This is a genomic window from Enterobacter sp. TMH.L2, from assembly GCF_050847315.1.
GTDB lineage: Bacteria > Pseudomonadota > Gammaproteobacteria > Enterobacterales > Enterobacteriaceae > Cedecea.
The window spans coordinates 482,779-506,730 of record NZ_CP193791.1; the positions used below are offsets into that span (position 1 = coordinate 482,779).

A 23,952-nucleotide genomic window follows, 5' to 3' on the forward strand; every position below is an offset into this window, starting at 1 on the left:
GGCAAAGGGAAGCAGGTAAATCATGAAGAGATCAGTCTCGCGTAAAGTGTTTACGCTAGCGCCGCTGGCGGCGACCATTGTGGCCTCATTTTGGCCCGCGTTCGCTGCCGCTGAGAGCTATTTCAACCCGGCATTTTTGTCGGACGATACCGCGGCGGTGGCGGATCTGTCTCGCTTCGAAAAAGGCAGCAGCCAGCCGCCGGGCGTTTATCGCGTGGACATCTGGCGCAACGATGAATTTGTTGCCACCGAAGACGTGCATTTTACGGCGACGGAATCGAAAGTCCCTGCTTCTGAAGCCGTGAAGTCCGGCGGGCTGACGGCCTGCCTCGACGTCGACTGGCTCAAGCGGCTCGGGCTGAATATGCTGGCGTATCCTGAGCTGGCGAAATATAAGTCCGGGGAGTGCGTCCCCTTGACTACGGCCGTGCCAGGCGCTGAAATGAGCTATGACTTTTCGCGTCTGCGACTGGATATTAGCCTGCCACAGGCCTCTTTAATCAACAGCGCCCGCGGTTACATTCCACCGGATCAGTGGGATGAAGGGATCCCGGCGGCGTTGCTGAACTATACCTTCACCGGCAACCGCGGCACTTACAACGACAGCTACTATCTGAACCTGCAAAGCGGCCTGAATCTGGGCCCGTGGCGCCTGCGCAATAACGGGGCCTGGAACTACACCAGCGGCGATGGCCACCACCAGAATCAATGGCAGAACATCAGTACGACGCTGCAGCGCACGATTATCCCGCTCAAGGGCGAGCTGGTCATGGGCGACAGCAACACCGGCAGCGATGTGTTCGACAGCCTCGGGTTTCGTGGGGCGCGCCTCTATTCTTCCGACAGCATGTACCCGGACAGCCTGCAGGGCTACGCGCCAACCGTGCGCGGGATTGCCCGCACCAACGCCAAGATTGTTGTCCGCCAGAACGGCTACGTGATTTATCAGAGCTATGTCTCTCCGGGCGCGTTTGCCATCAGCGACCTTAACCCGACCTCTTCAAGCGGTGACTTAGAGGTTACGGTAGAGGAGAAAGACGGCTCTGTGCAGAAATACTCCGTGCCTTATTCCACCGTGCCGATGCTGCAGCGTGAAGGCCGGTTTAAATATGATGTGGTGATGGGGGATTTCCGCAGCGGGAATAACCAGCAGGATAAGCCGTTCTTTACTCAGGGTACGTTGATTGCCGGTCTGCCGAACGGCTACACCGCCTATGGTGGGACACAGCTGGCAGAGCGCTATACCGCCGTTGCGTTAGGTGCCGGGAAAAACCTCGGTGACTGGGGGGCGATTTCGCTCGATCTTACCCATGCGCGCAGCAAGCTGGCGGATGACAGCGATCATCAGGGGCAGTCGCTGCGCTTCCTGTACGCCAAATCCCTGAGCGGCTACGGAACTAACTTCCAGCTGCTGGGCTATCGCTACTCCACGCGCGGTTTTTACACTCTGGATGATGTGGCCTACCGGAATATGGAAGGCTACCAGTACGAGTGGCAAAACAATGACAGCAACCGGCAGGAACTGGTGGCGACCAGCTATCACAACCTGCGCTACAACAAAAAGGGCCGATTTCAGGTCAATATCTCCCAGTCTCTGGGGGATTACGGCTCGGTCTATGTTTCCGGCAGCCAGCAAACTTACTGGGGAACCGATCAGGACAACACCTGGTACCAGCTGGGGTACTCCAGCGGCTGGCGCGGGATCAGCTACTCGCTTTCCTGGTCGTGGAGTAAGTCGCTCGGCCTGGCAGACACCAACCGGATTGTCGCCTTCAACCTTTCGATTCCGTTTAGCACGCTGCTTGGGCACGGTTATTCGCGCGATACGGCGCTGGATCGTGCCTACGCCACGATGGCCACAAGCCGCAGCTCTGACGGCAAAAACAGCTGGCAATCCGGGGTCGGCGGCACGCTGCTGGAAGGTCGCAACCTGAACTACAGCGTGAGTCAGGGGCATACCAGCAATAACGGCTATTCCGGCAGCGCCACTGCCAACTGGCAGGCCACGTACGGCACGCTTGGCCTGGGCTACAACTATGACCGCAACCAGCATGACTTCAACTGGCAGGCTTCCGGCGGCGTGGTCGGCCATGCGGACGGGGTGACCTTCAGCCAGCCGCTGGGCGACACCAACGTATTGATTAAAGCGCCGGGCGCTTCCGGCGTCAGCATTGAAAACCAGACCGGGGTGAAAACCGACTGGCGTGGCTATGCCGTTATGCCGTATGCCACGGTTTACCGCTACAACCGCGTAGCGCTCGACACCAACACAATGGACAACCACACCGATATTGAAAACAACGTCAGCAGCGTAGTGCCGACGGAGGGTGCCCTGGTCCGCGCCACCTTCGATGCCCGAATTGGCGTGCGCGCCATCCTCACCGTTAAACGCGGCGACCGCCCGGTGCCGTTTGGTTCCGTGGTGCGGGAAGAGCAAAGCGGTGTGACCAGCATGGCCGGTGACGACGGGCAGATTTACCTCAGCGGCCTGCCGCTGAAAGGCAAATTGCTGATCCAGTGGGGCGACGGGAAGGGTTCCCAGTGCCGCGCCAACTATTCCCTGCCGGAAGAGAGCCTGAAACAGGCTGTCGTCATGGCAACCGCCACCTGTTCATAGCGTGCGGAGAGATTCAGGAAGATGAAAATGAAACTGAAAAATTTGATGGCCGGGTCGCTGCTGCTGGCGTTTGCTGCCCCAGCTCTGGCGACGGTTTGTGAAAACGAGCTTAAGGTCCCAACCGATATTTCGTACGACCTGTCTGACAAATTTAATAGTAGCAACAACAACGTCGGGCAGATCGTGACTCTGAGTGAAAAAACAGGGCTGATTGGGGTGAATGCCATCTGTCCTAAAGGAACGTCGGGGAATACCACCAAGCGTAGCTATGTTACCGATTTACCCATTCAGGAAGTGGTGGGGAGTTATAAATATCTGAAGATAAATGATTACCTTAATGGCGCCATGAAAATAAACGACAGCTATGCAGGTGATTTTTATCCGCCGGTGAGCTACATGCAAATGGGGTCGCACCCTAACGTATCGAAGAACAAACCTTTTGGGGTCACGGATTCGAAGCTGGTGTTTCGCCTTAAAGTCACCCGCCGTTTTATTAACATGGTGCCGATTCCACGCCAGACGATGTTCCGGGTCTACGTAACGACGACCTCTGCGGACCCGTTAGATACCGTCGTTTACACCATCAGCTACAGCGGCAAAGTTGAAGTCCCGCAGACCTGCGAAATCAACGCCGGGCAGGTGGTGGAGTTTGATTTTGGCAGCATCGGGGCATCGTTATTCAGCCAGGCCGGGGCCGGTAACCGCCCGCAAAGCGTGACGCCGCAAAGTAAAACGGTCGGCATCAAATGCACTAATATAGATGCCCAGGCTTACCTCACGCTGCGCCTTGAGGCTGAGAAAAGCAGCGGCAATATGATGATATCCGATAACAGCGATCTGGGCTTTATCGTGGCGAACGCCAGCGGTACGCCGCTGACGCCAAACAACCTTGGCAGCAAGATTAATTTCCAGCTTGATGATGCCGCTGCGGCCCGGGTGGGAATTCGCGCCTGGCCGGTCAGCGTGACGGGCGTTAAGCCGAAGGAAGGGCCGTTCACGGCTCGTGGCTATCTGCGCGTTGATTTCGACTAAGGGGACCTGATGAACAAGTTTATCCTGAGCGCGCTGGCGCTGGTCCCGATACTCTGCGTGCCCTCAGTGAAAGCGGCCTCGCCGCTGGGGGAAATCAACGTTGAGCTGCATGGAACAATCGTGGATTACACCTGTGTCGTGGAGACGGGCGGGGACAATAAGACGGTGAAGCTTGGCTCGTGGCCGACCAAACAGCTGCGCACCGCCGGGAGCACAACTCAGGCAATGCCGTTTAACCTGAAGCTAACCGGCTGCCCGCCGAGCGGTACCGCCTCTATCACCTTTAATGGCAAGAGTACCGGCACGGGACTGCTGGCGCTAAACGCTGCCAGTACGGCGAAAAATGTGGCCATTGAGCTACTGAATGAGGATAAGTCCCGATTGTTGTTGAATGATGCCAGTAAAACGATGCCGGTTGATGCCAACGGCGATGTGACGCTCAAGTTTTGGGCAAACTATATTGCCACGGCGGACAACGCGGATGCCGGGCTGGCCAATGCGGATGCGACGTTTCTGATTAACTACAATTAAAGCATCGTTAATGGTTCCAGAAAATAACCGGGAGGAGTCTTCCCGGTATTTCCGCTTCCGGTGCGTAATGGTCCTTTATAGCAGTTCATGCACCTTGGCATAGTCAATCAGCTCGACAATGGAAGTGAGTCCGAGTTTAGAGAATATATTAGCTTTATGTGCGCTAATGGTCTTGTTACTCAGTAATAGCTGTTCGGCAATCTCTTTATTCGACAGGCCGTTTGCCAAATAACGCAAGACTGTGATTTCGCGGTTGGATAACGGCATATCGTCCATCGTTCCCCGGCGTGATTTATGGCTGCTGATAAAATGCAGCGTTTCCGAAGGGAAAAAGGAGTAGCCAGAAAGCAACATTTCAACCGCGTTAAATATATCTTCCTGTTCCTTACGTTTGCTCACAAATCCATTGGCGCCGGCCTGAATAGCGCGCCCTGCGTAAAACGACTCTGATTTTGACGACAGGAAAAGGATTTTGGTTTTTTCCTGTAATCCTTTGATTCTTTTAAGTAATGTAAAGCCATCTGTGTTGGGGAGTTCAACGTCAAGAATCACCAGATCGACTGGATTCGCGCGCATATAGTCGATAACTTCCCGACCATCATCTGTTTTTAAAACAACATTAATATCTTTATTTTTCTGGAGGAGAACTTCTATCGACATTCTGACAATAGGATGCTCGTCCATAATGATTACGGATGCCGGTTTCATTTTTTTTTGCCTCGATTGTTTGATAAAAACATCGCTTTGACACAGCGTCAATGGCAGCGAAAGTGATAAACAGTGAGTTGGCGGTTGCCGGTCTTTATGCGGGAACCTCCTTGTTTTTTTTAACTCTCTTCCTTTTTAAATTCGTTATTGTCGGCGGGATAATGACTACCTAAATAACTTCACATGTAATCCTTATAGATGCCATGGCAAATATAAATATGTGATGAGGTGATTATACAGCGCAGTTTTTGTGGGAAAAGTCTGATGTTCCTGGAATAAGTCTAAGTCAATACGAAATGCTGTGTAGTTAATTGACCTTTTTCTAAATTGAATTAACGAACCTAATTTTTTAGTTAAGGTGGGTTAAAAGACTTTTTATTGGAGAAAAAATGACATTTAGTTCTGAATGTTGTTATTTTGTTTTGGATCAAAAAGTGCTGAATGGCGTCATAGCGGAATAATTGCTTCCAGGAATAGTTGTAATTGTTAATTTTTTGTTTGTTTTTAACTCAATTTGAACATTGAAATTAAGTAAATTCTTAAAATATCTTATGCCTCAGTAGGTTAGTTCGATAGCCAATGTGCGCTATTTGCAACAGAAATTTCATGTAGAAGGTGCAGCAATTTACTGCGGTTATCGAGCGCCAGTCGGGTCAGCAAAACGTTGAAGCGATAAACGACGTAATGATAGGGTTTCTCAAGTAAAAGGGCGATTGATTTCAATGACTCTCCGCGGCTCAGCGCCAGTAAAATCGCCCACTCTCTGAGGGAAAAAACCTGCGTGTCGTAACTCGCCGCCAAATCTGGGTCGCCGGGGCTTAAAGCCTGTTTCAGTTTGTCCGGGGGCAGACGACGCTCGACAATCTTGCAGCCAACGGCCTGCTGAATAAATCGTGTGATTTCGGGCTTTCGCTGCGCGCTAAGCAGCATGATTTGGTGTTGCGGCGTGGTGATAATTTGTTGGCGAATGGCCTTCAAAACGTCAAGTGTGGGGATCTCCAGACTGTCGAGGTCGACGATCAGTCGCGGTACGGGAGAGTGCACCTGATGCGCGATAACGTCATTCAGCGAAGAGAGCACGGGAATGTTAAGGCGATGGAAAAGAGTGCCGGTGATTGCGCTGCTGAGGAAATTGTCGGCAGAAACGAGGATGGCGTCGGGCTTCTTTGGTTTTTGCCCCCCAATCAATTGCTGTTGAATATATTCGAGTCGATCAAAAAAAAGTGGCGCGGTGGAGTTGGCGGGGTTTAGAAGATAATCAGTCCTGGTACGACGGTGTTTATTTCGCCTCATAGCTGCGCACATAAGCCTGCTCACAATGACAAGGTATCAGAGAGCAGCCAGCGTTTATGCGGCCATAAATAGCCTTGCCCGAAGCTGGCACCTGACTGGCGAGCGAGCTCGAGATGATGTGTGTCTTCGATACCTTCAATGATAATGTGAGGTGAAATGTCCGCGCACTGTGCGACCAGGCGTTGAAGTACCCTGGGATTTTTACCGAGCGTCCAGAATGCTTGCTTATCAATTTTTACTCCGCCGACATCAATGGCGTAGCGGTGGAAGCTTTCAATACAGCCCTCGGTAAGGTCATCCAGCCATACCGATATCCTTTGTTGCTGTAACAGCTTAATTCGCTCCCGCAGGCAAAGCTGATGCCGCCTGGAGCACGTATCAAAAAGTGGAGCATCCTGTATCTCAATTGTTATCCATGATTCACAAACATCAAGCAGCCGGGCGAATAGCCGCTCGTCAATCAGCGCCATAATGGGAAGGTTAAGGAAGAAGCTACCGGATGCCTGTCGGGACTTCAGCAGGTTGGCCTGACGGCAAAAAAGCGTCACGCTGTCGGCTGCCGACAGGTTCGCAAAAAAAACCTCGGAATCGCGTGATGGCGCGGCGAGCTGGCTGAGTACTTCGTGGCTAATAACGTGTCCGCTAAATAAATTAACAATCGGTTCCAGACGGAAACCGGAAATATGCTGGTCAACAGATAATAAATTGTTATCTCTAGAAATATTTATCATTATTTTGTCGCTAATTGTGACAGCTATAACTGAATTGCTGAGCAATCAATGCCCTGAGAGGAAGAGGTGGTGTGCTTTCAGCAAATTTGGAGATTTTTCTGAGCGTATTCTCTCAGCGCCTCGAATGAGTGAATACCGGGGATGGCTTATTCCAGGTTGCGAAAATTCGCAACCCTGAAGAGTGAAGGGCGCGTTTTTTTTATATTTAAGAGTAATTCCCTGGCATAATAAGAAAGTACTTAATTAAATAATTCAATCCAGCAAGAACGGCAGATTGAGTTTGATATAATTCATGAGTTTATATTGGCTCTTGATATTAAGTTTTTTCATAATCGACAGTCGTTTATCCCGCGCCGTATTTTCATCAATATGCATAATAAAAGCCGCGTCAATCAGCGAGTAACCACAGGCCATTAGCTTCAGTAATTCACGCTCCTGCATGTTGAAATGCCGCGTTGTGCAGTAGTGGCAAATAGACGTAGGCACGGGCAGGGTGTTTTTTTTGCGCCGTTCTGGATCTATCCAGGGGGCCAGTTTGAGCCTGACATCTTCAACCTCATCCTCACGGTAGATAGACGGCAGCATATACAGGCAGGGACGAAACATCAGGTTCTCCTGATCCTGCTTTTTACAGATGAGGATCACCCGCTGATGGCGCGTCGTCTGCGGTATTTTGTAGCAGTTGGCGGTTGACCAGTTGTCGTCTAGCGCGAAAAAAACCAGATCGGCGACGTCCTGGTGCGCCAACGGTAGGAAATGATAAGTCTCGCTAAACTGACGGCAGAGCTGCTGGATAATAATTTTAATGCCATTGGCAAAATGGCTATTTCTTTCACAGATAGCAACGGTAAGCATGCCTTCCTCCGGGCTGGTTGACTATTAAAAAAATGATAGTGAAAAAAACTCGGATTATGAATGTGTTACGACTTAACCCCGCAGGTGTGGAGGATGAATTATTGCCAGGCCATTTCCTGGGAGTAGCAGAAAAAACGGCAAAAAAACGCTTTGGGTAAAGTTTTCTGCTGTTACGCCGATGATTAAGACTTGTCTTACAGGGAATGAGAAGCAATGTTAAACCGTATCAAAATCGTTACAAGCTTACTGGTCGTCCTGGGGCTGTTTGGCATTTTGCAGATAGCTTCCGGCGGATTGTTCTTCAATGCGCTGAAGCAGGACAAAGAAAATTTCACCGTTCTACAAACCATTCGTCAGCAGCAGTCAACGCTGAACGGCAGCTGGGTCGCGCTGTTGCAGACCCGTAACACCCTGAACCGCGCCGGTATTCGCTACATGATGGATGCCAATAAAATTGGCAGCGGTGCAACCGTTGAAGAACTGATGGCGATTGCCAGCACTTCGCTGAAACAGGCTGAGGTTGAGTGGGCGGCTTATGAAGCTTTACCGCGCGATCCACGCCAAAGCGACGCGGCCGCACAAGAAATTAAGCGCAACTACGATATTTATCACGGTGCGCTGGCAGAGCTGATTCAACTGCTTGGCGCGGGGAAAATTAATGAATTCTTCGATCAGCCAACCCAGGGGTATCAGGATGGCTTTGAGAAGCAATACGTTAACTATCTGCAGCAAAACGACCACCTTTATCAGGAAGCGGTCGACAGCAGCAACAGCTCCTACAGCATGGCGATTTGGATCCTGATTGGCGTCCTGATTGTGGTGCTGGTGGTGATCCTTGTGGTCTGGCAGGGGATCCGCACCACGCTTATCTCTCCGCTGAATCGCCTGATCGAAAGCATTCGCCACATCGCCAGCGGCGATCTGGTGCGCAAAATCGACGTGGAAGGCACCAACGAAATGGGGCAGCTGGCCGAGAACCTGCGCCATATGCAAAACGAGCTGGTGATTACCGTGGGTGAGGTCCGCAACGGCGCGAATGCCATTTATAGCGGCGCCAGCGAGATTTCCATCGGCAATAACGATCTCTCTTCTCGTACCGAACAACAGGCGGCTTCGCTTGAGGAAACGGCCGCGAGCATGGAGCAGCTGACTGCCACGGTTAAACAGAATGCTGAAAACGCCCGTCAGGCTAGCCAGCTGGCGCTAAGTGCCTCTGAAACCGCGCAGCGCGGCGGTAAAGTCGTGGACAATGTGGTGCATACCATGAGCGAAATTGCCGGCAGTTCGCAGAAAATTGCCGACATTATTAGCGTCATTGACGGCATCGCCTTCCAGACCAACATCCTGGCTCTTAACGCCGCCGTTGAAGCTGCCCGTGCGGGTGAGCAGGGACGTGGTTTTGCCGTGGTAGCCGGGGAAGTGCGTAATCTGGCGCAGCGTAGCGCGCAGGCCGCGAAAGAGATCAAAACCCTGATTGAGGATTCGGTTAGCAAGGTGGATACCGGCTCAACGCTGGTTGAAAGCGCCGGGGAAACCATGGGGGAAATCGTTAATGCGGTGACCCGCGTAACCGATATCATGGGTGAGATTGCCTCTGCTTCTGACGAGCAAAGCCGCGGGATCGATCAGGTTGGATTAGCGGTTGCAGAAATGGACCGTGTGACCCAGCAGAACGCCGCGCTGGTGGAAGAGTCTGCCGCCGCCGCCGCTGCGCTGGAAGAACAGGCCAGCAGGCTCACGCAGTCCGTTTCCGTATTCCGTATCGCTCAGGAACGCCAGGCCAAAGCCCAGGCCGCTGCGCCGAAGGCTGTTGTGACGACGGCTGCCCCGCGTAAAGCCGTGGCTGCTACGTCTGACGATAACTGGGAAACCTTCTGATTCGAGCTGTATAGGAACAACAAGGCGGGTAGCTCAATGCTGTCCGCCTTTTTTATATCCTCGCTACCATTTCCAGCGCGTCGCTGTCCTGAAGCCAGTCGCGCGAATTGATCCTCAGCATTTCCATAAAGGTCGTCCCTGCGGTGGACAACCGCCCTATACTGGGGCAAACGATGTTCACGCTGGTTGCCGGCAGCACTTCTTTAAGCGTCAGTGGCCGAAGGTTTTTTTCATAGCCAGGAAAGCGAAGCCTGACCGAAGTCCACATGCTAACAATGGGCGCCTGTTCCATCATGCGCGCCATAATCCACGGCGAGGAGCAGTGCACAATCGTCGGCGGTAGCGGCAGGTTATAGCGGCGGAAGACCTGGCCCAGAATAGAGTGCTCTCCCGGCTCATCCCAGTCCAGCCAGGGAAATTGCATCAGGCTTTTCAGCGTGGTGGTGTGGGTGACGGGATGATGCTCGCCGGCAATGATGGTGTTGCTGAGGGCGTAGAGCGTTTCCTGGTAAAACGTGCCGATGGGCGTTCCGCTGGCACTGGTCATCACCGCCATATCCAGCCGCTGATTAGCGAGCGCATCCAGAATCTGGAGCGGCCTGCCTTCCATGGCGATTAACTTCACGCCGGGAAAGCGGCTCTGGTACTGGCTCATTGTGGTGCTAAAGGGACCGTAAGAGGCGGCGGAGGTAAATCCAATGCGCAGCTGACGCATGGCTTTTCCGAGCAGATTATCGATTTCATCCCGCGCCTGATGTAACGAGCGATCGATATCCCTGGCATGGCGCAACAGCACTTGCCCGTACTCATTTAGCGTCACCCCCCGTGATGAGCGTTGCAAAATTGGCATGCCGATTTCCGTCTCCAGCTCCTGAATGGTTTTGGAAATAGCGGGTTGAGTGAGATGCAGCACCCGGGCAGCCTTGCCTATGCTGCCCTGTGCGGCAACTTCCAATAATACATCTAATTGATTTATTTTGATTTTCATTTGTCACTCCGCCATCGGCTTTCGCCATAGTGCAAAAAATGCACTTTCAGGATACGAAGAATATAACCAAAGCCATAACTAATTTTTATGTTTGCGATGTTCTTTTTTTATGCAGATAGTCGAATCACCCTCAGAAGTCACAGCCCGACATGCAAAAAATAATGAGAAGGAAGTGAGCATGAAATCATCTGCAAGTACTGCCTCAGCGGCTAGCGGGTTGATCGCCGCGATGCCGCCTCAAAGCCGTCCTCTGGAAGAGCGAACCAGCGCTAAGTCTCTGGTGGCGGTAACATTGGGAAACGGATTAGAAATCTATGATTTTGCGGTTTATAGCTTCTTTTCAGTGATCATTGGCCACCTTTTTTTTCCCTCCAGTAATGACTATGTTTCGCTGCTGCTGGCGGTAGCGACCTTTGGCGTCGGTTTTGTGATGCGCCCATTGGGCAGCCTGGTGCTGGGTAACTATGCGGATAAGCATGGCCGCCGTTCCGGGATGACGTTGATCCTCGGACTGATGGCCCTTGGCGTGATGCTGGTGGCGTTTGCGCCGACTTACAGCCAGGTCGGAATACTGGGGCCCATCGTGTTGATTGCTGGCCGCCTGCTGCAAGGTTTTTCCGCCGGGGGCGAAATCGGCGCGGCAACCAGCTGGCTGATGGAGGCCGGAGATAAATCCCGGCGCGGGCAGCGCGTGAGCTGGCAGATGACCAGCCAGGGCGGCGCGGCACTTTTTGGGGCGGCAATGGGAGCAGGATTGAGCCACTACCTCAGCGAAGAGGCCCTGTACGATTGGGGCTGGCGCGTGCCCTTTATTCTGGGTCTGGCGATCATGCCCATTGGGATGTACATCCGGCGCCATTTGCCGGAAACGCATCATACTGAAGCGACTCCCCAAAAGGAGAACTCGGCCAAAATCCTCTGGCGGGAGCATCGTCGGGCTCTGCTGTTGGGCATTTTGCTGATAATGAAAGGCACGACAACGTTCTACATCATCATTTATTACATGCCTGCATACATGGTGAACACGCTGCACATGCCGGCGGCGACCTCCTATTGGATAAGCCTGACGGCGGCGCTGATGACGCTCCTGATCCCTTTTTTCGCAGGAAAGTTGGCGGACAGGCTGCCCAGACGTAAGCCGATCATGACGTTCTGCTTTGCCGTTTCACTCTTGTTGGTTTGGCCAATCTTCGCGTCGATTTTGAACGGTATGCCGCTGTGGATCACTATTGCGTTAATCGCTGTCGATCAGGTGCTGGCGAATGTGTGCACGGTGGTGCTGTTCCTGCTGCTGCTCGAAGCATTTCCGAAAACGGTTCGGGCCTCGGGCATCAGCATTGTGTATGCCGTTGGCGTCACCCTATTTGGCGGCTTTGCGCAATTTAACGTGACCTGGTTGCTTAAAGCGACGGGTCAGCCGATGACGCCGGCCTGGTATCTGATTTTTTGCTCTTTCGTTTCGCTGGCGGCGCTGCTTGTCTGGCGGGAACGGAAAACGCAACCTGACGCTTAATACAAGGAGCTACCTATGTTGATTAAAGAGATTCTGGATCGTGAAGAAGAGATGATCGCCCTTCGGCGTGATTTCCACCAAAACCCGGAACTGGGGTTTGAAGAGTTCCGCACCAGCGATCGTATTGCTGAACTGCTGACCGGCTGGGGTTATGAAGTACATCGCGGGTTAGGCGACACCGGGGTGGTTGGGACGCTAAAAGTGGGAAGCGGTAGCAAAAGATTGGGGATCCGCGCCGATATGGACGCGCTGCCGATGCAAGAGCAAACCGGGCTGCCCTGGGCAAGCCAGGTGGAAGGTAAGATGCATGCCTGCGGGCATGACGGCCACTGCGCCATTCTGCTTTCTGCGGCTCGCTACCTGGCGGAGAAGAAGCCTTTTAACGGGACGCTGCATCTGATCTTTCAGCCGTCGGAAGAAAAGATCGGCGGTGCTAAGCGGATGATCGACGACGGTCTGTTCAGGCTGTTCCCGTGCGACGCGGTGTTTGGGCTGCATAATTTCCCCCTGATCCCCGCTGGTCAGTGGGTGACGAAGCCGGGGGCGCTAATGGCCTCTTCTGACAGCCTGACTATCACGCTGGAAGGTAAAGGTGGGCATGGTTCGATGCCGGAGCACTGTATCGATCCTACGATTGCCGGAGCCTCTATTGTGATGGCGCTGCAAACTATTGTCTCTCGCAATATCGATCCGCAGGATGCGGCGGTGGTGACCGTGGGCAGCCTGCAGAGCGGCACAACACACAACATTATTCCGCACACAGCCGTGCTGAAGCTGAACATGCGTGCCTTTAAAAAAGAGGTTCGTGAGGCGCTCAAACAACGGGTTGAAACCCTCGTCCACGCTCAGGCGGAAAGTTTTGGCCTGAAGGCCTGTATAGAGGTGGATTTTGGTTATCCGGTGACGATAAATAACGAAGCACAGACGGCATTCGCGCTTCAGGTTGCCCGGGATACGTTCGGCGCGGATAACGTCGCGGATCCTCAGCAGGTGAAGAGCATGATGGGCAGCGAGGATTTCTCTTTTATGCTGGAAGAGGTGCCGGGGTGTTATCTCTGGCTGGGTACGGCGACGGGGAAAGACGACTATTCAGTGCATCATCCTCTGTATCAGTTTAACGATGCCTGTATTTCGGTGGGGGCTACATATTGGGTTCGGTTGAGTGAGGCATTTTTACGCTGAGAATTTCCCCCTGACGCTTTCCTTTGCGGGAGCGTCAGGGGGCGGAGCGTTACTCGGCGTCTTTCGGGGCTTCGCGGTTTTCCAGTTCGGTCAGTCGCTGCTCCAGCAGAGCCAGTTTCTCGCGGGTGCGCAGCAGGACCTGAGTTTGCACGTCAAACTCTTCGCGGCTCACAAGGTCAAGACGGGTTAACTGAGACTGCAGGATCTGGCGTACTTTCTTCTCCACATCATCCCCGAACTCACGAATCCCTTTCGGCATTGACTCATGGACCTGGCGGGCGATTTGTTCAATTTTTTTCGGGTCAATCATAGCGGCTTCCATTATCTGGCGAGTAATAGGGCTAATTGTAATGCCTGATTGCCAGGGGATAAACTGGAAATGTTGCCTGTGTAATCGTTGCCCACAAAAATGATTAGCGCTATAGTGAACCTGCTTATTCTCAGGGCGGGGCGAAACTCCCCACCGGCGGTAAATCAGCGAACGCTGAAAGCCCGCGAGCGCTTCAGGCTTTGCCTGAAGGTCAGCAGATCCGGTGTAATTCCGGGGCCGACGGTTAAAGTCCGGATGGGAGAGAGTAACGATCACGTCAGGCCCTGGCCTGCCCGCGTTATTTTTTTAGCTCCTAAGACTGCCCTGATTCTGGTAACCATAATATTAATGAGGTTTTTATTACCATGAATCAGACGCTACTTTCTGCATTTGGCACCCCGACTGAGCGCGTTGAGCGTGCTCTTGATGCGCTTCGCGAAGGCCGTGGCGCTATGGTTCTCGACGATGAAAATCGTGAGAACGAAGGCGATATGATCTTCCCGGCTGAAACCATGACCGTGGAGCAAATGGCGCTGACCATTCGCCACGGGAGCGGCATTGTTTGCCTGTGCCTGACCGACGAACGCCGTAAACAGCTCGATCTGCCGATGATGGTCGAAAACAACACCAGCGCTTTCGGCACCGGGTTTACCGTGACCATCGAAGCCGCTCACGGCGTGACAACCGGCGTTTCCGCAGCCGACCGTCTGACCACCGTTCGTGCAGCTATTGCCGACGGCGCTAAGCCGAGCGACCTGCACCGCCCTGGTCACGTTTTCCCGCTGCGTGCGCAGCCGGGCGGCGTGTTAACTCGCGGCGGCCACACCGAAGCCACTATCGACCTCGTTTCCCTGGCCGGTTTCAAACCTGCGGGTGTGCTGTGTGAACTGACCAACGACGACGGCACCATGGCGCGTGCGCCGGAGTGCATCGAGTTTGCCCGCAAACATAATATGGCGGTTGTGACCATCGAAGATTTGGTGGAATATCGCCAGGCGCAAGCGCGTAAAGCCAGCTAAAAAAGTAAAGCCCGGTCAGCGCGATCGGGCTTTTGTTATTCACTCCCGCCTCGCTGTTTTCGTCTTTTCAGACCTGTTCAAAATTTCTGATGATCATCATCATGCTTATCTGAGTTCTTCCCACAAAAATTGGGCGTAATCTGTGTGTATTGAATCTTAGCCATTTAAGGACACCATCATGACAAGCCCACGTATGCCCGCGCTGTTCCTTGGCCACGGTAGCCCGATGAACGTGCTGGAAGATAACCGCTATACCCGCGCCTGGGCTCAGCTCGGCGAAACGCTGCCGCGGCCAAAAGCGATTGTGGTGGTGTCGGCCCACTGGTTCACCCGTGGAACGGGCGTGACCGCGATGGAAGCGCCGAAGACGATTCACGACTTTGGTGGTTTTCCTCAGGCGCTGTATGACACGCATTACCCGGCACCTGGCTCGCCTGAGCTGGCGCAGCAGCTGGTTGAATTATTGGCACCAACGCCGGTGGCGTTAGATAAAGAGGCATGGGGCTTTGACCACGGCTCGTGGGGAGTGCTGATCAAGATGTACCCTAACGCGGATATCCCGATGGTGCAGCTGAGCATTGACAGCACGAAGCCGGCAGCCTGGCATCTGGAGACTGGCCGCAAACTGGCCACGCTACGTGACCAGGGCATTATGCTGGTGGCGAGCGGTAACGTGGTGCATAACCTGAGAACTGCGCGCTGGCACGGTGAAAATACACCTTACCCCTGGGCTGAGTCGTTTAACGACTATGTTAAAGCCAACCTGACCTGGAAGGGGCCTGCGGAGGAGCATCCGCTGGTGAACTATCTCAGTCATGAAGGCGGTTCACTGTCTAACCCGACGGCGGAGCATTTCCTGCCGCTACTTTATGTCCTGGGCGCGTGGGACGGCAAAGAGCCGGTGACGATTCCGGTCGACGGCATAGAGATGGGATCGCTAAGTATGCTGTCGGTTGTGGTAGGATAAACAAAAAAGCGCCCAATGGGCGCTTTTTTAATGCTCTATTCCACAAAGATATGCGGATAGAAACGGGAAAGATCCTGCGTAATAAGCTCGCGATCCTCACGAATCCCGATCCCTGCAGGCTGATCGTTAATAAGCCAGCTGCCAATCAGCGTATAGCTGTCGCCGAATTTTGGTAGCGGATAGAACTGCTGGACGATCATGCCTTCTTCGCCGTACGGCCCGTCAACGCGCGCGATCTCCTGGCCATTCTCGATGATCTTCACGTTGGCGCCTTCGCGGGAGAAGATTGGCTTCACGACGTATTTTTCCATCGGCGGGAAGTTATCTTCGGCGAAATAAGCCGGCAGCAGGTTAGGGTGGCCCGGGAACATCTCCCACAGCATCGGCAGCAGGGCTTTGTTGGAGATAATGCTTTTCCAGGCTGGCTCCAGCCAGCGCACGCCGGCATCTTCCAGCTTGGTGGAGAACATCTCGCGGAGCATGAATTCCCACGGGTAGAGCTTGAACAGGTTGCTGATAACCTGATCCTGCAGGTCGGTAAACTGACCTTTTTCGCCGAGGCCAATTTCCTCGATAAACAGGAACTCACTGGCGACGTCAGATTCGGCGGCGCAGTCCTGCAGATACTGCACGGTGCCGCGATCTTCTACCGTGTCCTGACAGCAGGCAAAGTGCAGCAGATTGAAACCATGCTGCTGCTTGAGTTCGGCGAAACGTTCGATCAGCTTTTCCTGCAGGCTGTTGAACTGGTCTGCGCCTTCGGGCAGATTGCCCGCCGCCACCTGATCTTCAAGCCAGATCCACTGGAAGAAAGCCGCTTCATACAGCGACGTTGGCGTATCGGCATTGTTTTCCAGCAGCTTGGGTTCACCCACGCCATCCCACGCCAGATCCAGGCGGGAATAAAGGGAGGGCTGCTGGCTGCGCCATGATTGGCGAACAAATTCCCAGGTGTGTTTCGGAATGCGGAAACGGGCCATTAGCTCGTCGCTGGCCACCACTTTTTCCACAACCTGCAGACACATTTGATGCAGCTCGGCGGTGACCTCTTCCAGGCGTTCAACCTGAGCCAGCGTGAGCTTGTAATAGGCGTCTTCACACCAGTACGGCTCCCCGTACATGGTGTGAAAATTGAAGCCGTATTCCGTGGCTTTTTCGCGCCAGTCCGGGCGTTCAACGAGAGAAACTCTTTCCATGATTTATCAGCCGCCCATCGAACGGCTGCTGCCGGAGGTGGCGCTGCTGCGCTGCATGGTGGATTGCTTGGCCACTGACTCACCAAAGCCGCCGCGAGTCACCGTTGAGGTGGTCGCAGGTTTTGGTGCCATCGCACTTTTCGGAACGGTTGTCGTCCGGCCTGGGGTGGCCGCGCCGTAGCTTTTACCGCTGGCATCGGCGTACTTGCCGTAAGCCGGGCTGGCCGGGTTTTTTGAGGTAAACAGCGGCTGCTGCGCAAAGCCCGCGCCGCCGCCCATCAGACGGCCCATCATGTAGCCCGCCATCAGCGGCATCCAGAAGCTGCCGCTTTGCTGCGGTTGAGCCTGAGCCTGGCTTTCGCCGGCAAGGCTTGCCTGAGCAGGGGCTGGCTGGCACTGGCCTTCGCCAAACTCGGCCACGCAGGCTTCACGGGAAGCGTACTTCGGTGCCGTGCGCTCGGCTTCTTTCAGAGCGTTATTATAGGCGGTGGTACATTCCGCGCTTTTGCTCGGGTTTGCCTGCGAGCAGTCGTCCGCGTTTTGGTACATTGAGACGGTTTCGTCGCTTTGTTCACAGCCGGCCAGCATAAAGACGGCGGTGACCGCCAACGCCACCGGCGTTAAATGGCGTGCGTTCCAGCTTTTGCGGAACGATGAATGATTTATATTTTTTGTCCGTTTCATTTAATCAGTCCTGAGCCCAGTAGGTTTGGTGCTAAGGATAGGGGATGAGCGGTTGAAATTGAAGCGATGTTGGCCTGTTGGCAGGAGATCTTTACGTTGCCTTACGTTCAAACGCGAGACAGAAAAAAAGGGGCGTAAAAATACGCCCCTTTCGTTGGCATTCCGGCGATTAATTAGCGAATGGGTTCGCTTTTTTCCCGCTGGTGGCCGCAGCCGGAGTGGCATGAGTTGCCTTAGTGGAAGCCGTCGCTGGCGCGGTGTTGTAACCGTCAGCGCGGGCATCCTGCTCTGGGGTTTCCGGCGCAACGCTGTCCGCAGAGGTTGAAACCGGTTTGCCCAGCGTATTGTTCAGCGCAATCAGATCTTGCTCGTTCAACGTACCCAACGCTGATTTAATATTCAGCTGGTTAATCAGGTAGTTATAACGTGCGCTGGAGAGTTGCTGTTTGGCGTTATACAGCGTGGTGGTCGCATCCAGCACGTCAACGATAGTACGGGTACCCACCGAGTAACCGGCTTCCATCGCATCCAGGGAGCTTTGCGCAGACACCACGGCCTGTTTGTAAGCGTTGATGGTGCTGATAGAGGCGTTCACGTTATTAAAGGAAGAACGCACGGTCTGTACCACGCTGCGGTGCGCGCTTTCCAGCTGCTCGCTGGCACCCACAAAGTTGTACTGAGCCTGTTTAACCTGAGAGTTAACCTGGCCACCCTGGTACAGCGGCAGGGAGAAGCTCAGGCCAACCTGGTTCTGCCCTTTATAGCTGTTGTCATACTGCGAATTGCCGGAAGTTTTAGAACCATTGTAGCTGTTGTTAGTGACGCCGCTGGATGCGTTCAGGCTCAGCGTCGGCAGATGACCATCTTCAGCCAGGCGAATTTGTTCGCGCGCCAGATCCTGGCTCAGGCGAGCCTGAAGCAGGCTAAGGTTGCGTTTTTCAGCATCTTTTAGCAGGTTGTTGACCGCATCTGGCTTGCTGGTTTTGAAACCGTCTACGTTCAGAGAAGCCAGGCTCAGATAGTCGTTCCCGGTGACCTGACGCAGTGATTCCACCGCGTTGTCCAGGTTATTACGGGCGGTGACTTCATTCGCCAGCACGGTGTCGTACTGCGCGCGGGCGTTCTGCACGTCAGTGATGGCGACCAGGCCTACGTTAAAGCGCTGAGTGGTTTGATCCAACTGGCGGTAAATGGCCTGTTTCTGCGCTTCAGTATAGGAAAGCGCGTCAATGGCGCTCAGCACGTTGAAATAGGCTGTGGCCGTGTTCAGGATCAGAGACTGCTGATCGGTCTGGAAGCTGACGTCCTGAATCCCCGCGGTTTTTTCCTGCAGGCTCAGTGCGCGCCATTTCGACATATCAAAAATGGTTTGCGTCAGCTGTAACGTTGCGCTGGTCGTGTTGGAGTTAATACCGTTAGAGTCGCGGAAACCGTTACCGTAGGTGTAATCTGCACCCAGGCCCAGCTGTGGCAGTAATGGGCTGCGTGCTTCATTAATTTTTTCGAATGCGGCGTCACGGTCAGCAGCGGATTTACGCAGGTCCGGGTTGCTGGTGCGCGCCTGTTGATAAACCTGCAGCAGGTTTTCTGCCTGGCTCATGGCGCTGAAACCCGTTAGGCTCAGACCGATAAGAATGGGGAGCAGTTTCTTCATTTGCATTCCTTGTTGTGAAGCAGAATTATTTTGTTTAACGCCGACAGGAGTCAAAGATGATCGCCGATTCTACAGATTCCGTCAGCCGGGCAGGTTGGCGTAAAGTGCCATCTACCTTAATTTTCACCAATCTACCACATCAAAATTGAAAGGGCAGTTACGCAGGGTTGAAATCGCCCGGCCAGCGCCCATTTGTCATCAGGACATCATCTATGAACAAGTCAGAAAAGCTAGAGGCTACTTTCGCCAAAAAGGATGTAGAAATTATTGCACGGGAAACGCTTTATCGTGGCTTTTTTTCACTCGATCTTTATCGTTTTCGTCATCGTTTATTCAACGGCGAAATGAGTGGCGAAGTCAGGCGCGAAATTTTTGAACGCGGTCACGCTGCGGTGCTGCTACCCTATGACCCTGTGCGTGATGAAGTCGTGCTGATAGAGCAGATTCGTATCGCGGCCTGGGACACCAGCGAAACTCCATGGCTGTTAGAAATGATCGCCGGCATGATTGAAGAGGGCGAAAGCGTAGAAGATGTTGCGCGTCGTGAAGCCGTAGAAGAAGCTGGCCTTGCTGTGGGCCGAACCAAACCGGTTCTGAGCTATTTAGCCAGCCCCGGCGGCACCAGCGAAAGGTTGTCTATTTTAGTCGGAGAAGTGGATGCCACTCAGGCCAAAGGTATTCATGGCCTGGTGGAAGAAAACGAAGATATTCGTGTTCATGTGGTGAGCCGGGAGCAGGCTTACCAGTGTGTCGAAGAGGGGAGCATCGACAACGCGGCGACGGTCATCGCTTTGCAATGGCTGCAGCTGCATTATGAGCAACTAAGAAAAGAGTGGAATCACTGATTATGAAGCGCTATACCCCTGACTTCCCCGAAATGATGCGTTTGTGCGAAACCAACTTCGCGCAGCTGCGCCGTCTGTTGCCGAAAAATGATGCAGCGGGCGAAACGGTAACCTATCAGGTTAATAGCGCCAGATATCGATTAACTATTTCAGAATCAACACGTTATACCACCCTGGTGGAAATAGAACAAACGCACCCCTCGGTGAGTTACTGGAGCCTGCCGTCAATGTCGGTCAGGCTGTATCACGACGCGATGGTCGCGGAAGTGTGTTCAAGCCAGCAGATCTTTCGCTTCAAAGCGCGATATGATTATCCGAATAAAAAGTTGCATCAACGCGACGAAAAGCATCAAATTAACCAGTTTCTTGCTGATTGGCTGCGCTACTGTTTAGCGCATGGAGCAATGGCCGTGCCTGTGTATACCTAGTTTTTTTAGGGTTGAGGACGGTTAACGGCACAACGCCCTGAATAATGGATGGTATTGATACCCTGAATGAATCGAGCTGCCGCCTGGATATCAGCAGCTTAAGTGTGGTGGGTAGTAAGTGTGCGTGAAACCTAAGGACACCATTTGGAAAGCCTGTTAACCCTTCCTGTGGCCGATGGAGGCCGAATCAGGATATTGCAAATAACCGATACCCATTTGTTCGCTGGAAAGAACGAAACGCTGCTCGGGATTAATACCTGGAAGAGCTATCAGGCGGTGCTGACCGCTATTCTGGCCGAACAGCGTGCCTGCGACTTACTGGTGGCAACCGGGGATTTGGCCCAGGATCACAGCGTGGAGGCTTATCAGCACTTTGCTGAAGGAGTCTCCCGCATTTCTGCGCCTTGCGTTTGGCTGCCGGGTAACCACGATTTTCAGCCTGCAATGTTTAACGCTCTGCAGGAAGCGGGTATTTCCCCGGCCAAGCGCGTTTATATCGGCGATCGCTGGCAAATCTTGCTGCTGGACAGCCAGGTCTTTGGCGTTCCCCACGGTGAACTGAGCGACTATCAGCTGGAATGGCTTGAGCGTCAGCTGGCTGCGGCTCCAGAGCGTCACACCCTACTTTTGCTGCATCATCATCCTCTTCCTGCCGGCTGCAGCTGGCTGGATCAGCACAGCCTGCGCAATGCTGCCGCACTGGATGCCGTGCTTAAGCCCTGGCCGCAGGTGAAAACGCTGCTTTGTGGGCACATTCATCAGGAACTGGATCTCGACTGGAACGGCCGCAGAATGCTGGCCACGCCTTCGACATGCGTCCAGTTCAAACCCCACTGCGCCAATTTCACGCTCGACACCATTGAGCCGGGGTGGCGCTGGCTCGATCTTTATCCTGACGGCAGCCTGACGACGGAAGTTTGCCGTTTGCAAAGCGGTAAATTCAGCCCTGATACGGCTTCTGAGGGTTATTAATGCCTGCGTTACTGTATCTGCACGGGTTTAATAGCTCCCCGGCCTCCGCAAAAGCGACCCGTTTTAAGGCGTGGTTGGCTCAGCATCATCCTGAAATTGAGATGATTGTGCCTCAGTTACCGCCTTATCCGGCAGAGGCTTCCGAACTGCTAGAGTCGCTGGTGCTCAAACGTGGAGGAGAGCCACTGGGCATTGTGGGGTCTTCCCTCGGCGGTTATTACGCGACCTGGCTTTCGCAGTGCTTTACGCTGCCTGCGGTGGTGGTTAACCCGGCGGTTCGCCCTTTTGAGCTGCTTGTGGGTTACCTTGGTAAAAACGAGAACCCCTACACCGGGCAGCAATATGTGCTAGAGTCACGCCATATTTACGATCTGAAAGTCATGCAGATTGACCCGTTGGAAGCGCCAGACCTGATTTGGCTGCTGCAACAAACGGGCGATGAGGTGCTTGATTACCGCCAGGCCGTAGCCTACTACGCGCTCTGCCGCCAGACGGTGAAACCCGGTGGCAATCATGCCTTCACGGGCTTCGAAGATTATTTCACACAGATTGTCGACTTCCTCGGCTTGCGCTGAGGCCTGACGGCCGATTTCCTGTTTCGCTATCTGAATGAATAAACCATGACGCAATCCTATAATGCCGATGATATAGAGGTACTCACCGGGCTTGAGCCTGTTCGCCGCCGCCCGGGGATGTACACTGACACCACTCGTCCTAACCATTTAGGACAGGAAGTCATTGATAACAGCGTGGATGAGGCGCTGGCAGGTCACGCTAAGCGCGTGGATGTCATCCTGCACGCCGACCAGTCGCTGGAAGTCATTGATGACGGGCGCGGGATGCCTGTTGATATCCATTCCGAAGAGAAGGTCCCGGCCATTGAGCTGATCCTTTGCCGTCTGCATGCGGGCGGTAAATTCTCGAATAAAAACTACCAATTCTCCGGCGGCCTCCACGGCGTAGGGATCTCTGTGGTTAACGCCCTTTCCAAACGCGTTGAAGTGACCGTCCGCCGCGACGCTCAGGTATACAGCATCGCTTTTGAAAACGGCGAGAAGGTGCAGGATCTGGAAGTGATTGGCACCTGCGGGAAGCGCAATACCGGGACCAGCGTGCATTTTTGGCCGGATGAAAGCTTCTTCGACAGCCCGCGTTTTTCCGTTTCACGCCTCAGCCATCTGCTGAAAGCGAAAGCGGTACTGTGCCCGGGGGTTGAGATTACCTTTACCGATAAGGTGAATAATACCGAGCAGCGCTGGTGCTACCAGGACGGCCTGAACGACTATCTGTGCGAAGCCGTAAATGGCCTGATTACCCTCCCGGAAGCGCCGTTTATCGGCAATTTTTCGGGCGACACCGAAGCCGTTGACTGGGCGCTGCTCTGGTTGCCGGAAGGCGGTGAGCTGCTGACGGAAAGCTACGTAAACCTGATCCCAACCATGCAGGGCGGTACTCATGTTAACGGCCTGCGTCAGGGGCTGCTCGATGCCATGCGTGAGTTCTGCGAATACCGCAATATTCTGCCGCGTGGCGTGAAGCTCTCTGCGGAAGATATTTGGGAACGCTGCGCCTATGTGCTGTCGGTCAAAATGCAGGATCCTCAGTTTGCTGGCCAGACGAAAGAACGTCTCTCCTCACGCCAGTGTGCGGCCTTTGTCTCCGGCGTAGTGAAGGATGCTTTCAGCCTGTGGCTGAACCAGAACGTACAGGCGGCAGAACAGCTGGCAGAGCTGGCTATTTCCAGCGCTCAGCGCCGGATGCGCGCCGCGAAGAAAGTTGTGCGTAAAAAGCTGACCAGCGGGCCAGCGCTGCCGGGTAAGCTGGCAGACTGTACTGCGCAGGATTTAAGCCGGACCGAACTATTCCTGGTGGAAGGGGACTCGGCGGGCGGCTCCGCGAAACAGGCTCGCGATCGTGAATATCAGGCGATCATGCCGCTGAAAGGGAAGATCCTGAACACATGGGAAGTTTCTTCTGACGAAGTACTGGCCTCGCAGGAAGTGCACGATATTTCTGTGGCGATCGGTATTGATCCAGACAGTGAAGATCTGAGCCAATTGCGCTATGGCAAGGTCTGTATCCTTGCGGATGCGGACTCCGATGGTCTGCACATTGCCACGCTGCTGTGCGCGCTCTTTGTGCGCCACTTCCGGGCACTGGTGAAAGGTGGTCACGTTTACGTGGCGATGCCGCCGCTCTACCGCATCGATCTCGGTAAAGAGGTTTATTACGCGTTGGATGAAGAAGAAAAAGCCGGCGTGCTGGAACAGCTTAAGCGCAAGAAAGGCAAGCCAAACGTGCAGCGCTTTAAAGGGCTGGGCGAGATGAACCCGCTTCAGCTTCGCGAAACCACGCTTGATCCGAATACGCGCCGTCTGGTTCAACTGACCATCAGCGATGAAGACGACCAGCGCACGCTGGCGACAATGGATATGCTGTTGGCCAAAAAGCGTTCGGAAGATCGCCGCAACTGGCTGCAGGAAAAAGGCGACATGGCCGATATCGAGGGCTAAACGTTTTTCTCCAAAACGTAAAAGGGATGGCTCAGG

At 53.8% G+C, this 23,952-nt stretch carries 22 protein-coding genes and 1 riboswitch; of the genes, 13 read left to right on the forward strand and 9 right to left on the reverse strand.

Features of this window, described 5'->3' with window-relative positions; translation table 11 throughout:
• The first annotated feature begins 22 nt into the window (after positions 1–22).
• Genes ACREYP_RS02425 through sfmF form a run of 3 tightly spaced genes read left to right on the forward strand, consistent with a single transcriptional unit; the run spans position 23 to position 4,180 of the window.
• The gene (locus tag ACREYP_RS02425; RefSeq protein WP_008460888.1) at positions 23–2,617 is read left to right on the forward strand and encodes a fimbrial biogenesis usher protein; all 2,595 of its coding nucleotides are present in this window, start codon (positions 23–25) and stop codon (positions 2,615–2,617) included.
• A 27-nt stretch (positions 2,618–2,644) separates the two neighbouring features.
• Positions 2,645–3,649 (forward strand): type 1 fimbria D-mannose specific adhesin FimH, encoded by a 1,005-nt coding sequence (gene fimH / locus ACREYP_RS02430; RefSeq protein ID WP_008460890.1) that lies wholly within the window; start codon positions 2,645–2,647, stop codon positions 3,647–3,649.
• A gap of 9 nt (positions 3,650–3,658) precedes the next feature.
• Positions 3,659–4,180, forward strand: a complete 522-nt coding sequence (gene sfmF, locus ACREYP_RS02435; RefSeq protein WP_008460892.1) for a fimbria assembly protein — start codon at positions 3,659–3,661, stop codon at positions 4,178–4,180.
• A gap of 75 nt (positions 4,181–4,255) precedes the next feature.
• Here sfmF and fimZ read toward each other — a convergent pair whose 3' ends face one another.
• The 4 genes from fimZ to fimW form a co-directional block, all read right to left on the reverse strand.
• Positions 4,256–4,888 (reverse strand): fimbria biosynthesis transcriptional regulator FimZ, encoded by a 633-nt coding sequence (fimZ, locus tag ACREYP_RS02440; RefSeq protein ID WP_008460895.1) that lies wholly within the window; start codon positions 4,886–4,888, stop codon positions 4,256–4,258.
• 564 nt (positions 4,889–5,452) lie between these two features.
• Positions 5,453–6,193, reverse strand: coding sequence for a DNA-binding response regulator (locus tag ACREYP_RS02445; RefSeq protein WP_498881083.1), 741 nt, complete (start codon positions 6,191–6,193; stop codon positions 5,453–5,455).
• A gap of 8 nt (positions 6,194–6,201) precedes the next feature.
• A complete protein-coding gene (locus ACREYP_RS02450; protein WP_498881084.1) occupies positions 6,202–6,912 on the reverse strand; it encodes an EAL domain-containing protein in 711 nt (236 codons plus the stop codon).
• A gap of 252 nt (positions 6,913–7,164) precedes the next feature.
• Positions 7,165–7,767, reverse strand: coding sequence for a fimbria biosynthesis transcriptional regulator FimW (gene fimW / locus ACREYP_RS02455; RefSeq protein WP_008460898.1), 603 nt, complete (start codon positions 7,765–7,767; stop codon positions 7,165–7,167).
• Between the two features lie 213 nt (positions 7,768–7,980).
• Between fimW and tsr the strand changes: the two genes are divergently transcribed.
• Positions 7,981–9,645: a methyl-accepting chemotaxis protein gene (gene tsr, locus ACREYP_RS02460; RefSeq protein ID WP_166878008.1), complete on the forward strand. Its 1,665-nt coding sequence runs from the start codon at positions 7,981–7,983 to the stop codon at positions 9,643–9,645.
• Between the two features lie 52 nt (positions 9,646–9,697).
• Here the strand turns inward: tsr and ACREYP_RS02465 are convergent, their stop codons facing one another.
• Entirely contained in the window at positions 9,698–10,633 is a 936-nt protein-coding gene (locus ACREYP_RS02465) for a LysR family transcriptional regulator (RefSeq protein WP_336818874.1), read from the reverse strand.
• 178 nt (positions 10,634–10,811) lie between these two features.
• On the opposite strand from ACREYP_RS02465, the gene ACREYP_RS02470 reads away from it, so the two are divergent.
• Together ACREYP_RS02470 and ACREYP_RS02475 are read left to right on the forward strand one after the other, a co-directional pair.
• Positions 10,812–12,146, forward strand: coding sequence for an MFS transporter (locus ACREYP_RS02470; protein WP_336818875.1), 1,335 nt, complete (start codon positions 10,812–10,814; stop codon positions 12,144–12,146).
• Between the two features lie 15 nt (positions 12,147–12,161).
• Positions 12,162–13,328: a M20 aminoacylase family protein gene (locus ACREYP_RS02475; protein ID WP_336818877.1), complete on the forward strand. Its 1,167-nt coding sequence runs from the start codon at positions 12,162–12,164 to the stop codon at positions 13,326–13,328.
• A gap of 49 nt (positions 13,329–13,377) precedes the next feature.
• Here ACREYP_RS02475 and ubiK read toward each other — a convergent pair whose 3' ends face one another.
• Positions 13,378–13,638 carry a ubiquinone biosynthesis accessory factor UbiK gene (gene ubiK, locus ACREYP_RS02480; RefSeq protein ID WP_008460905.1) on the reverse strand — a complete coding sequence of 87 codons (261 nt, stop codon included), beginning with the start codon at positions 13,636–13,638 and terminating at the stop codon, positions 13,378–13,380.
• A gap of 122 nt (positions 13,639–13,760) precedes the next feature.
• Positions 13,761–13,909: riboswitch (FMN riboswitch) on the forward strand.
• Between the two features lie 94 nt (positions 13,910–14,003).
• On the opposite strand from ubiK, the gene ribB reads away from it, so the two are divergent.
• Positions 14,004–14,657: a 3,4-dihydroxy-2-butanone-4-phosphate synthase gene (gene ribB, locus ACREYP_RS02485; RefSeq protein ID WP_008460907.1), complete on the forward strand. Its 654-nt coding sequence runs from the start codon at positions 14,004–14,006 to the stop codon at positions 14,655–14,657.
• 178 nt (positions 14,658–14,835) lie between these two features.
• Positions 14,836–15,624 carry a 4,5-DOPA-extradiol-dioxygenase gene (gene ygiD, locus ACREYP_RS02490; RefSeq protein ID WP_008460909.1) on the forward strand — a complete coding sequence of 263 codons (789 nt, stop codon included), beginning with the start codon at positions 14,836–14,838 and terminating at the stop codon, positions 15,622–15,624.
• Positions 15,625–15,659: 35 nt separating this feature from the next.
• On the opposite strand, the gene ACREYP_RS02495 is transcribed toward ygiD, so the two are convergent.
• The 3 genes from ACREYP_RS02495 to tolC all read right to left on the reverse strand — a co-directional run bounded on the left by ACREYP_RS02495 (position 15,660) and on the right by tolC (position 19,164).
• A complete protein-coding gene (locus ACREYP_RS02495; protein WP_008460911.1) occupies positions 15,660–16,820 on the reverse strand; it encodes a glutathionylspermidine synthase family protein in 1,161 nt (386 codons plus the stop codon).
• 6 nt (positions 16,821–16,826) lie between these two features.
• Positions 16,827–17,504: a DUF1190 family protein gene (locus ACREYP_RS02500; protein WP_008460913.1), complete on the reverse strand. Its 678-nt coding sequence runs from the start codon at positions 17,502–17,504 to the stop codon at positions 16,827–16,829.
• 169 nt (positions 17,505–17,673) lie between these two features.
• A complete protein-coding gene (tolC, locus tag ACREYP_RS02505) occupies positions 17,674–19,164 on the reverse strand; it encodes an outer membrane channel protein TolC (protein ID WP_336818878.1) in 1,491 nt (496 codons plus the stop codon).
• A gap of 206 nt (positions 19,165–19,370) precedes the next feature.
• Between tolC and nudF the strand changes: the two genes are divergently transcribed.
• The 5 genes from nudF to parE all read left to right on the forward strand — a co-directional run bounded on the left by nudF (position 19,371) and on the right by parE (position 23,916).
• Positions 19,371–20,003 carry an ADP-ribose diphosphatase gene (gene nudF / locus ACREYP_RS02510; protein WP_008460918.1) on the forward strand — a complete coding sequence of 211 codons (633 nt, stop codon included), beginning with the start codon at positions 19,371–19,373 and terminating at the stop codon, positions 20,001–20,003.
• A 2-nt stretch (positions 20,004–20,005) separates the two neighbouring features.
• Complete coding sequence (locus tag ACREYP_RS02515) at positions 20,006–20,431, forward strand: DUF1249 family protein (RefSeq protein ID WP_008460921.1); 426 nt, start codon at positions 20,006–20,008, stop codon at positions 20,429–20,431.
• A gap of 144 nt (positions 20,432–20,575) precedes the next feature.
• Positions 20,576–21,403 carry a 3',5'-cyclic-AMP phosphodiesterase gene (cpdA, locus tag ACREYP_RS02520; protein ID WP_166878031.1) on the forward strand — a complete coding sequence of 276 codons (828 nt, stop codon included), beginning with the start codon at positions 20,576–20,578 and terminating at the stop codon, positions 21,401–21,403.
• A complete protein-coding gene (gene yqiA / locus ACREYP_RS02525) occupies positions 21,403–21,978 on the forward strand; it encodes an esterase YqiA (RefSeq protein WP_008460923.1) in 576 nt (191 codons plus the stop codon). The genes cpdA and yqiA overlap by 1 nt, the downstream gene beginning before the upstream one ends.
• Before the next feature lie 45 nt (positions 21,979–22,023).
• A complete protein-coding gene (parE, locus tag ACREYP_RS02530) occupies positions 22,024–23,916 on the forward strand; it encodes a DNA topoisomerase IV subunit B (RefSeq protein WP_008460924.1) in 1,893 nt (630 codons plus the stop codon).
• The last annotated feature ends 36 nt before the right edge of the window (positions 23,917–23,952 follow it).

What these genes read in the sequence shown, in the direction of transcription:
- ribB (WP_008460907.1), top strand. Translation starts at nt 14,004, where the DNA reads ATGAATCAGACGCTACTTTCTGCATTTGGCACCCCGACTGAGCGCGTT.
- ACREYP_RS02515 (WP_008460921.1), top strand. Translation starts at nt 20,006, where the DNA reads ATGAAGCGCTATACCCCTGACTTCCCCGAAATGATGCGTTTGTGCGAA.
- tsr (WP_166878008.1), top strand. Translation starts at nt 7,981, where the DNA reads ATGTTAAACCGTATCAAAATCGTTACAAGCTTACTGGTCGTCCTGGGG.
- tolC (WP_336818878.1), bottom strand. Translation starts at nt 19,164, where the DNA reads ATGCAAATGAAGAAACTGCTCCCCATTCTTATCGGTCTGAGCCTAACG.
- ygiD (WP_008460909.1), top strand. Translation starts at nt 14,836, where the DNA reads ATGACAAGCCCACGTATGCCCGCGCTGTTCCTTGGCCACGGTAGCCCG.
- yqiA (WP_008460923.1), top strand. Translation starts at nt 21,403, where the DNA reads ATGCCTGCGTTACTGTATCTGCACGGGTTTAATAGCTCCCCGGCCTCC.
- ACREYP_RS02475 (WP_336818877.1), top strand. Translation starts at nt 12,162, where the DNA reads ATGTTGATTAAAGAGATTCTGGATCGTGAAGAAGAGATGATCGCCCTT.
- ACREYP_RS02425 (WP_008460888.1), top strand. Translation starts at nt 23, where the DNA reads ATGAAGAGATCAGTCTCGCGTAAAGTGTTTACGCTAGCGCCGCTGGCG.
- fimH (WP_008460890.1), top strand. Translation starts at nt 2,645, where the DNA reads ATGAAACTGAAAAATTTGATGGCCGGGTCGCTGCTGCTGGCGTTTGCT.
- ACREYP_RS02500 (WP_008460913.1), bottom strand. Translation starts at nt 17,504, where the DNA reads ATGAAACGGACAAAAAATATAAATCATTCATCGTTCCGCAAAAGCTGG.
- ACREYP_RS02450 (WP_498881084.1), bottom strand. Translation starts at nt 6,912, where the DNA reads ATGATAAATATTTCTAGAGATAACAATTTATTATCTGTTGACCAGCAT.
- fimZ (WP_008460895.1), bottom strand. Translation starts at nt 4,888, where the DNA reads ATGAAACCGGCATCCGTAATCATTATGGACGAGCATCCTATTGTCAGA.
- ACREYP_RS02470 (WP_336818875.1), top strand. Translation starts at nt 10,812, where the DNA reads ATGAAATCATCTGCAAGTACTGCCTCAGCGGCTAGCGGGTTGATCGCC.
- parE (WP_008460924.1), top strand. Translation starts at nt 22,024, where the DNA reads ATGACGCAATCCTATAATGCCGATGATATAGAGGTACTCACCGGGCTT.
- fimW (WP_008460898.1), bottom strand. Translation starts at nt 7,767, where the DNA reads ATGCTTACCGTTGCTATCTGTGAAAGAAATAGCCATTTTGCCAATGGC.
- ACREYP_RS02465 (WP_336818874.1), bottom strand. Translation starts at nt 10,633, where the DNA reads ATGAAAATCAAAATAAATCAATTAGATGTATTATTGGAAGTTGCCGCA.
- ACREYP_RS02495 (WP_008460911.1), bottom strand. Translation starts at nt 16,820, where the DNA reads ATGGAAAGAGTTTCTCTCGTTGAACGCCCGGACTGGCGCGAAAAAGCC.
- ACREYP_RS02445 (WP_498881083.1), bottom strand. Translation starts at nt 6,193, where the DNA reads ATGTGCGCAGCTATGAGGCGAAATAAACACCGTCGTACCAGGACTGAT.
- nudF (WP_008460918.1), top strand. Translation starts at nt 19,371, where the DNA reads ATGAACAAGTCAGAAAAGCTAGAGGCTACTTTCGCCAAAAAGGATGTA.
- sfmF (WP_008460892.1), top strand. Translation starts at nt 3,659, where the DNA reads ATGAACAAGTTTATCCTGAGCGCGCTGGCGCTGGTCCCGATACTCTGC.
- ubiK (WP_008460905.1), bottom strand. Translation starts at nt 13,638, where the DNA reads ATGATTGACCCGAAAAAAATTGAACAAATCGCCCGCCAGGTCCATGAG.